Below are 8,931 nucleotides of genomic sequence, written 5' to 3'. Positions count from 1 at the left end.
CCCTGTGATCACCGTGTCGACGACCTATTCCGATGCCGCGGCCGAAATCGTCGACCGCCAGGTGACAGCCGTCGTCGAAGGTGCCGTGGCGCGTGTCACCGGCGTGAAGTCGATCTCGTCCAGTTCGTCCTACGGCAACAGCCGCGTGACGGTGGAGTTCAATGACGGCGTCGATCTCAATGTCGCGGCTTCCGACATGCGTGACGCGGTCGGCCGGGTGACCAACACCCTGCCCGACGACGCCGACCCGCCGCGTATCGTCAAGGCCGACGCCAACGCCGACGCGGTGATGCGCCTTGCGGTGACATCCGACACCATGCCCGTAGAGGACATGACCATCCTGGTCGAAGACCAGATCGTCGACGTTCTGGCCTCGGTCGACGGCGTCGCCGACGTGCAGATGTATGGCGACCGCGCCAAGGTGTTCCGCGTCGACATCGACCAGGCCAGTGTGGCGAGCCTGGGGCTGACGCTGGCCGACATCTCCAATGCGCTGGCAAGCGTCTCCTTCGACGCGCCGGCGGGCTCGCTCACCGTCGGCAACCAGGACATCATCGTGCGCGCAAGCGCTGCGGTGACGACGCCGGAGGCATTTGAGAGCATCATCATCAACGGCAAGACGCGCCTCGGCGATGTCGCAACCGTCACGCTGGGCGGCGACCCCGGCTCGACCTCGCTGCGCTCCGACGGCAAGACCGGCATCGGCATCGGCATCGTGCGCCAGGCACAGTCGAGCACGCTCGATATTTCCAAAGGCGTGCGTGCCGCCGCCGAAAAGATCCAGACCACCTTGCCCAAGGGCATGACAATCCGCGTCACTTCGGACGATGCCACCTTCGTTGAGGGCGCCATCCACGAAGTCGAAATCGCGCTGCTTTTGTCGGTGACCATCGTTCTGATTGTCATTTACCTGTTCCTGCAGGACTGGCGCGCGACGCTGATTCCCGGCTTTGCCATGCCGGTGGCGATGATCGGCACGATTGCCGGCATCTATCTCGCCGGCTTCTCGGTCAACATCCTGACGCTTTTGGCACTGGTGCTGGCAACTGGCCTTGTCGTCGACGATGCCATCGTCGTACTCGAAAACATCGTGCGGCGACGCAACGAAGGCATGGGCCCTCGCGCTGCCGCCGTGCTCGGCACGCAGGAAGTGTTTTTCGCTGTGGTCGCGACAACGGCAACGCTTGCCGCCGTCTTCATCCCGATCTCCTTCCTGCCCGGCCAGACCGGCGGCCTGTTTCGTGAATTCGGCTTCGTGCTGGCGATCTCGGTGCTGCTGTCATCGGTCGTGGCCCTGTCGCTATGCCCGATGCTCGCCTCGCGCATGCTGACGGAAAAGAGCATCGAGCACACCCGTTCGGGAGTAATCGGCAAGATCGGCACCAAGCTCGCAACCCTCTACAAAAGCTGCCTGCGCGCCTGCCTTAACGCGCCAGTGATCGTCATCCTGATCTCCATCCTGTTTGCTGGCGCTGCCTACATCGCCTTCGGCTCCGTGCGCCAGGAACTGACGCCGACCGAGGACCGCTCGATGGTGATGCTGCGCGTGTCGGCACCCCAAGGCGTCAGCCTCGACTACACTGCCTCGCAATTGCGCCGCATCGAAGGACTGATCGAGCCGCTCCGCAAGTCGGGCGAGATCGAAAGCACCTTCGTCAGCGCCGGCATGGGCAACAACAACAATAGCGGCTTCATGGTGCTGTCGCTGGCGCCTTGGGATAAGCGCGAGCGCACCCAGCAGCAGATCGCCGCCGACATCGTGGCGCGAACCCGCGACGTGCCCGGCGTACGCACTACGGTCGCCCAGCCCAACAGCCTCGGCATCCGCGGTGCCGGCAACGGCCTGCAATTCGCGCTGGTCGGCAACAGCTATGCCGATCTGGGTGCTGCCGCCACCAAGGTGCTGGCCGAGATGGAGAAGGACCCGCGCTTCCAGCAGCCCCGCCTCAGCACTGACGCCAACCAGCCCCAGCTCTTCGTCACCGTAGACCGCGACCGCGCATCCGATCTCGGCATCGACATCAACGGCCTGTCGCCAGCACTTCAGGCGATGCTCGACGGCCGCAAGATCGCCAGCGTCTTCATCGAGGATCGCAGCTACGACGTGAAGCTGGTCTCGACTACCAACCCGATCAACGATTCGACCGATCTCGAAAACATCTTCATCCGGGCAAGCGACGGGCGTTTCGTGCCGGTTTCGACCATCGCTTCGCTCAGCGAGCGCGCCGTGCCGCCGTCGCTGTCGCGCGAACAGCAGCAGCGCTCGGTGGCGATCACCTCCAGCCTCGCCGACGGTTTTGCCCTTGGCGAAGCACTGAAGACGGTTCAACAGATCGCCGCACCTGTGATGCCGGCGGGCAGCCGATTGCTGCCGCTGGCCGAAGCTGCGACCCTCAACGAAACCAGCGGCAGCATGCTGACGATCTTCGGCTTTGCCATCGTCATTATCCTGCTGGTGCTGGCGGCGCAGTTCGAGAGCTTCGTAAGTGCTGTCATCATCATGGCGACAGTGCCGCTGGGGCTGGCCTGCGCTGTCTTCGCGCTGCTTTTGACCGGCACCTCGCTCAACGCCTACAGCCAGATCGGGCTAGTGTTGCTTGTCGGCGTCATGGCCAAGAACGGCATTCTGGTCGTCGAGTTCGCCAACCAGCTGCGCGACCGCGGCATGGGCGTGCGCCAGGCGATCGAAGAAGCGGCGACGATCCGCCTGCGCCCGGTGATGATGACGATGATCTGTACCGTGCTCGGCGGGCTGCCCTTGGTGCTGGCGCAAGGCGCCGGGGCCGAGGCTCGCATCGCGCTCGGTTGGGTGATCGTCGGCGGGCTCGGCCTCGCGACGATCTCAACGCTGTTCCTGACGCCTGTCGCCTATCTGCTGCTTGGCCGCTTCATCACGCCGAAGGTCGCCGAAGAGAACCGGCTCAAGCGCGAGCTCGAAGAARCCGCCTATACCGGCGTGGAGCCTGCGGAATAACGACACAGAACTGATATTGGTCAATCTGCGACGGATTTGCCGCCGCAAGCGATGACATGGCGCGTCCGATTCTGTATCAGTCCTCGCAGTCGGCGGAGCGCATGACTTTTTCTTATGCAGAACGGGATACGAATGAGCCTGAAATCGATCACTCTCGACGAACTTCAGGCCAGTGTCGGCAAGGAAGTTGGCGTCTCGCCATGGCGCACGGTCACACAGTTGATGATCGACCAGTTCGCCGACGCTACCGACGACCACCAGTTCATCCACTGTGACCCCGAACGTGCTGCCAAGGAAACACCCTTCGGCGGCACCATCGCGCATGGTTTTCTGACACTGTCGCTGCTTTCGGCCATGACCTTCGACACGCTTCCCTCGGTTGAGGGCGGCAGCATGGGCATCAACCAGGGCTTCGAGGAGTTGAAGTTCGTGGCTCCGGTGAAGACCGGTTCGCGCATCCGCACCCACTTCGTGCTGGCCGAGCTGAAGATCCGCCCGTCCGGCTGGATCCAGGCGACGCATGAGGTGACCATCGAGATCGAGAACTCGAAGAAGCCGGCACTGACCGCGCGCTGGCTGACGCTGACTTTTGTCGAGCCCTCGCGCGAAACCGCCTGAACATACTTCGTCAATTCGTAGTCCTGATGAGCTACCGCGCTTGCCTTGCCGCGTTCCGGACCGGCGTATAAAGTCGCCGGCTTCGAGTGCGTGAAGTCAACAAGGCGTATCCGTGTCCAGCATTGCCGCAAACCGACGTGGGCTCCACAAGGCCGAACTCAGGGCCGAACTGGTAGCAGCCGCCCATGCGCTGGTGCGGGAAGAAGGCTATGAGGGCCTGACCATCCGCAAGCTTGCAACGCGGGTCGGTTATGCCCCGATGTCGGTCTATTCCTACTTCGCCGACAAGCAGGAAATCCTGATGGCGCTCGCCGAGGATGCCTTCATCGACCTGGCGCGACGGATGCGGCAGAACCGACCTCACGATCCACTCGAAGCGGTCCACGCAGCCCTCACCGAATATGCGGAGTTCGGGCTTGGCAATCCGAACGAATACCGGACCGTGTTCATGACCGAAAAGCAGAAGCCGCCGGTCGGAAAGACCTTTGCCGAGATGGAACGAGGCAACCCGGCATTCCAGGTGATCCTGGAGCGGGTTGAAGCATGCATCTCGGCAGGCAAGCTGAAGGGCGACGCCCGCGCCATCGCCACGGCCCTATGGACCGTGGCCCACGGGGCGATCTCGCTGCTGATCACGTTTCCCTTCTATCCCTTCGGCGATCCCAAAGCCTATGTGACGCGAATCGGGGATCTCGCTCTGGCAGGACTTGCCGCAAGCGAGACGGCTCCACTCACAGACGAACCCGGCCATTGTTAGAGCCCGCCGGGCAGCATTCAGTGCCTTGAAACCAACGCCTCCGTACGCGTACGGCTAATGCTCTTGCAATACGCAAGGTGCGGCCGTATCTGTAAGTTATCCCGTACATGTACGGTACAAATTTGCGGAGATGGACAATGCGACGGACAATTCTGGCGCTTGCGGCGGTGCTCGCGACGAGCGGCTTGGCAATGGCAAAGGACACTCACAAGACGACGCATGCGCCCTCTGCGTGCAGCGCAACGACGTCCAAGCACAAGCTCGACTGCGGCACGACCGGTGCGATCAAGGAGCGCAGCCCGTCGACGACCAAAAGCGGCCAAGGCCCGCGGCTCGGCTTCGACATGAACCCGTGGATCGTGCCGCCCAAATACTGAGTTCGGGAAGGATTTCGCTATGAAAGCCGCCTGACAGAGCGGCTTTCATATACTTGCGGGGCTGCAGCGGTCAGCTTTTTCTCGGCTCTACCGGTCCACCGGAGATCGTGGTCGACGTCACCGATACCGGGTCGCTGGCCGGAAAGCTGTCCTCAAGCCCTTCGTCGAGCTCTTGTTGCAGCACCTGCTGATCCTTGGGCCGGTCGTCGCTGCGCCGGGCGCGTCTCTCGCGCTTTGGGAGCATCTGTCCCTTTGGTTCGGAAATTGTGGGCATCGCGTGGGTCCCTCTTGAGTCGATGAACAAACGCGTACCCATTCCCGAGGTTCCGAAATCAGCCGTCGCGTGCGGCTTCCGACAGGAAACCGTAGACGTAGTCGGAGAACGAGCGCCAGCACTCGACACGGAAGGCATCCTCTCCGGTCCTGAGCAGCACCATCTCGACCTTGCCCAGCACCGTGCGCGAGGCGGCACCCACCGGGAATGCGGCGAGCGACAGGTCCTGCGGGCAGCCGGCGTTGATGGTGGCTGCGGCATTGGGGCCAGTCACCGATATGCCAACGTTGCGGTGCGAAACATCGACCGCCGAGTGCAGGCCCTTGACCGACGCGCAGTCAGCGAGCGGATCGCCGCCGGCTTCGTCGATGACCAGCCATTCGTCCGGCCCGAGCCAGAGAGCGGTGCGTCCGCCCTTGGTGGCGGAGGTCTTGGGCTTTTGCGGCAAGGCCAGGCCGAGCGCCTTGGAGAGCGCGGCGACAGCGGCCGGACGGGCTCGCAGCGAGATGCGCTGGGCCGGCTCCAGCACCTTGAGCGACACGCCCTGCCCGCCAAGATTTTTGCCAGCGAGTGCGGGGCTTCTAGTGGCGACTGCGACCTTAGCCATTGAGGCGGTCTCCCTTCTCGTCGAAGAACACGGTGCCGGTGACTTCGACCTCGATGACACTATCAGGCATGGGCACGTAGAGCGTTTCGCCGATGCGGTCGCGGCCACCGGCGACAAGGCCCATGGCGATCGAGCGGTCGCAATTCTCCGACCAATAGCTCGACGTGACATGGCCGATCATCTTCATCGGGATTGCCTGCTTGGGGTTCTCGACGATCTGGGCGCCCTCTTCGAGCACTGTGCGCGGATCCCTGGTCTTGAGCCCGACGAGTTGCCTGCGGCCCTTGGCCAGAAGATCGGGACGCATCATGCCGCGAATGCCGACGAAGTCGGTCTTCTTCTTGCCAACAGCCCAGTCGAGGCCGGCATCGTTTGGCGTGACCGTGCCGTCAGTGTCCTGGCCGACGATGATATAGCCCTTTTCGGCGCGCAGCACGTGCATCGCCTCGGTGCCATAGGCACAAGCGCCATGCTTCTGGCCTTCGGCCCACAAAGCTTCCCAGACAGCGCGGCCATAGTCGGCCGGCACGTTGACCTCGAAGCCACGATCGCCGGTGAACGACATGCGGAACAGCCGGGTCGGCACGCCGCAGATTTTGCCCTCGCGCACCGACATATGCGGCATCGCCTCGTCGGATATGTCGATGCCCTCGACCAGCGGCTCGATGATCTGCCTGGAGTTGGGGCCTTGCACGGCGATGACTGCCCACTGCTCGGAGATCGAGGTCAGCCAGACGTCGAGATTGGGGAACTCGGTCTGGAGATAGTCCTCCATGTGGTTCATGACGCGCGCCGCACCGCCGGTCGTCGTCGTCACATGGAAGCGGTCAGCAGCAAGGCGGCCGACGACGCCGTCGTCATAGATGAAGCCGTCCTCGCGCAGCATGATGCCATATCGGCAGCGCCCGACTTCGAGCTTCTCCCACGGGTTGGTGTAGAGCAGTTCCATGAACTTGGCCGCGTCCGGGCCGACCACCTCGATCTTGCCGAGTGTCGAAGCATCGAACAGGCCGGCGGCCTTGCGCACGGTGACGCATTCGCGGTTGACGGCGGCATGCATGTCTTCGCCGGCGCGTGGAAAATACCACGCGCGCTTCCATTGGCCGACATCCTCGAACACAGCACCATGCCCTTCGGCCCAATTATGGGTCGCGGTCTTGCGCGTCGGGTCGAACAGCCCGTGACGGGCATGGTTGACGATGGCCCCGAAGGTGACCGGCGTGTAGGGTGCGCGGAAGGTGGTGAGGCCTACCTGCGGAATGTCCTTGTCCAGCGCCTCGGCGGCGATGGCGAGGCCATGCATGTTGGACGTCTTGCCCTGGTCGGTGGCCATGCCGTTGGTGGTGAAGCGCTTGACGTGCTCGATCGAGCGCATGCCTTCATGCACCGCCTGGCGGATGTCCTTGGCGGTGACGTCGTTCTGGAAATCGACGAAGGCCTTGACCTTGGTATCGGCGCCAGCGCCCGGGCCAGCACCCAGCATGCCGCCGCTCCAGCCTTCGGAAGCCTCGACCTTGAGGGCAACGCCCCTGGACGACTTGGCGCCAGCATTCTTCGCTGCTTCCGCACCTGCCGCGAGCGCCTGCTCGACGGTGTCTTCGAGCGAGTCGGAACCGTTGCAGGCGCCGACAGATACGCAATCCTGGGCGTAAGTGCCGGGCAGGAAACGCTTGGTCGCGTCATCGAAGGCAACCTTGCCGCGCGACTGCGAGAACATGTGCACCGACGGTGTCCAGCCGGCAGACATCAGCAGCGCATCGACAGCGATCGTGCGTTCCGCGCCGCCGGCCTTGGCCTGCACGGTCATCGACTTGATACGCTGGCTGCCATTGGCGCTGGTGACAGCACGGCCATGATTGACCTCGATGCCGAGAGCGCGCGCCTCGTCGACCAGCGGGCCGGTCGGGTTGTCGCGCAGGTCGACGATGGCAGCGATGCCGACGCCAGCCTTCTTGAGGTCGATCGCGGCACCATAGGCACTGTCATTGGCGGTGTAGACGCCGACTTGCTTGCCGACGACGACGCCATAGTGGTTGAGGAAGGTGCGCGCGGCGGATGCCAGCATCACCCCGGGGCGGTCGTTGTTGGCGAAGACCATATGGCGTTCGATCGCGCCGGTGGCCAGGATGACGCGTTTGGCGCGGACCTGCCACAGCCGCTCGCGCGGCTCGTCGCGGCCGGGACGTGCCACGTGGTCGGTGACGCGCTCGACGAGGCCGACGAAGTTCTGGGCGTAGTAGCCGAATGCCGTTGTGCGCGACAGCACGGTGACATTGTCCATGGCGGCGAGCTTGGCGACGGTCGCCTGTGCCCAGCTCCAGCCATCCTGGCCGTCGATGACAGCACCTTTTTCATAGCGCAAGGCGCCGCCGAAATCGGCCTGCTCGTCGCAGATAATGACACGCACGCCTGTCTCGGCAGCCGCAAGGGCAGCAGCGAGACCAGCAGCACCGCCGCCGAGCACCAGCACCTCGCAATGGGCATAGCGTGCGGAATAGTGGTCGGGGTCGGCCTGATCGGGTGCTACGCCCAGGCCCGCCGCGGAGCGGATGGTGGGCTCGTAGAACTTCTTCCAGGCAGCCTTCGGCCACATGAAGGTCTTGTAGTAGAAGCCGGCCGAAAAGAACGGCGAGCCAAGATCGTTGACCGCGCCGACGTCGAAGGAAAGCGACGGCCAGCGGTTCTGCGAATTGACGGTGAGGCCGTCATAAAGTTCCTGCACCGTGGCCCGTACATTGGGCGTCTTGCGCGCCGCATCGCGCTCGACACTCACCAGCGCGTTGGGTTCCTCGGCACCCGCAGACAGGATGCCGCGCGGGCGGTGATATTTGAACGAGCGGCCAACGAGATGCACGCCATTGGCGAGCAGTGCCGATGCCACGGTGTCGCCGGCAAGGCCGGTCATCGGCTTGCCGTCGAAGGTGAAACGCGCGGTCTTGGCAGGCGTCAGGCGGCCCTGGCCGGAAATGCGGTAGGAACCGGCCATCATGCCTCTCCCTTGGTCGAGCGCTTGGCCTTTGGCTTCACGTTCAGTTGGTCTGGCGGGCGATTGGCCCAGGCAGCTGGCCCCCCTTCGCTCGACAATGTCGAAATGTCGGGCTTCGGCTCACCTGCCTTGTAGGTCAAAAGGAACCGGTCGGTGATGGTGTCGCGGGCGGCGTTGAAGAAGCGCGCGCAACCATGGATGTGGCGCCAGCGCTCGAAGATGACGCCCTTGGGGTTCGAGCGGATGAAGAAGAATTTTTCGAAATCCTCGTCGCTTTCAGCCGCGATGTTGTTCGAACGCGCGATGTGGGCCTCGCCGGCGTTGCGGAATTCGAGCTC

General features: G+C 63.6%; 8 protein-coding genes. 4 read left to right on the top strand and 4 right to left on the bottom strand.

Annotated features, from left to right (window positions below; genetic code table 11):
* The 4 genes from AC1DUU_RS14700 to AC1DUU_RS14685 all read left to right on the top strand — a co-directional run.
* On the top strand, nt 1–2,974 hold a 2,974-nt coding region (locus tag AC1DUU_RS14700), incomplete at its 5' end, for an efflux RND transporter permease subunit (RefSeq protein WP_476784144.1).
* A gap of 132 nt (nt 2,975–3,106) precedes the next feature.
* A complete protein-coding gene (locus AC1DUU_RS14695; protein ID WP_476784143.1) occupies nt 3,107–3,592 on the top strand; it encodes a MaoC family dehydratase in 486 nt (161 codons plus the stop codon).
* A gap of 112 nt (nt 3,593–3,704) precedes the next feature.
* Entirely contained in the window at nt 3,705–4,349 is a 645-nt protein-coding gene (locus AC1DUU_RS14690; protein ID WP_476784142.1) for a TetR/AcrR family transcriptional regulator, read from the top strand.
* Nucleotides 4,350–4,486: 137 nt separating this feature from the next.
* Nucleotides 4,487–4,726 (top strand): DUF680 domain-containing protein, encoded by a 240-nt coding sequence (locus AC1DUU_RS14685; protein WP_476784141.1) that lies wholly within the window; start codon nt 4,487–4,489, stop codon nt 4,724–4,726.
* Nucleotides 4,727–4,796: 70 nt separating this feature from the next.
* On the opposite strand, the gene AC1DUU_RS14680 is transcribed toward AC1DUU_RS14685, so the two are convergent.
* The 4 genes from AC1DUU_RS14680 to AC1DUU_RS14665 all read right to left on the bottom strand — a co-directional run.
* A complete protein-coding gene (locus AC1DUU_RS14680) occupies nt 4,797–5,000 on the bottom strand; it encodes a hypothetical protein (protein ID WP_476784140.1) in 204 nt (67 codons plus the stop codon).
* A 58-nt stretch (nt 5,001–5,058) separates the two neighbouring features.
* Nucleotides 5,059–5,607 carry a sarcosine oxidase subunit gamma gene (locus AC1DUU_RS14675; RefSeq protein ID WP_476784139.1) on the bottom strand — a complete coding sequence of 183 codons (549 nt, stop codon included), beginning with the start codon at nt 5,605–5,607 and terminating at the stop codon, nt 5,059–5,061.
* Entirely contained in the window at nt 5,600–8,593 is a 2,994-nt protein-coding gene (locus tag AC1DUU_RS14670; RefSeq protein ID WP_476784145.1) for a sarcosine oxidase subunit alpha, read from the bottom strand. The genes AC1DUU_RS14675 and AC1DUU_RS14670 overlap by 8 nt, the downstream gene beginning before the upstream one ends.
* Nucleotides 8,593–8,931 (bottom strand): sarcosine oxidase subunit delta (locus AC1DUU_RS14665; protein WP_476784138.1); only part of this gene is annotated, 339 nt, incomplete at its 5' end. The genes AC1DUU_RS14670 and AC1DUU_RS14665, both read right to left, overlap by 1 nt.

The sequence above is a fragment of the Aminobacter sp. P4_H6_2 genome, from assembly GCF_056400805.1.
The sequence above is the reverse complement of the archived record's forward strand: the minus strand, read 5'-3'. Positions and strand labels throughout refer to the sequence as shown.

What these genes read in the sequence shown, in the direction of transcription:
- AC1DUU_RS14695 (WP_476784143.1), top strand. Translation starts at nt 3,107, where the DNA reads ATGAGCCTGAAATCGATCACTCTCGACGAACTTCAGGCCAGTGTCGGC.
- AC1DUU_RS14685 (WP_476784141.1), top strand. Translation starts at nt 4,487, where the DNA reads ATGCGACGGACAATTCTGGCGCTTGCGGCGGTGCTCGCGACGAGCGGC.
- AC1DUU_RS14680 (WP_476784140.1), bottom strand. Translation starts at nt 5,000, where the DNA reads ATGCCCACAATTTCCGAACCAAAGGGACAGATGCTCCCAAAGCGCGAG.
- AC1DUU_RS14675 (WP_476784139.1), bottom strand. Translation starts at nt 5,607, where the DNA reads ATGGCTAAGGTCGCAGTCGCCACTAGAAGCCCCGCACTCGCTGGCAAA.
- AC1DUU_RS14670 (WP_476784145.1), bottom strand. Translation starts at nt 8,593, where the DNA reads ATGGCCGGTTCCTACCGCATTTCCGGCCAGGGCCGCCTGACGCCTGCC.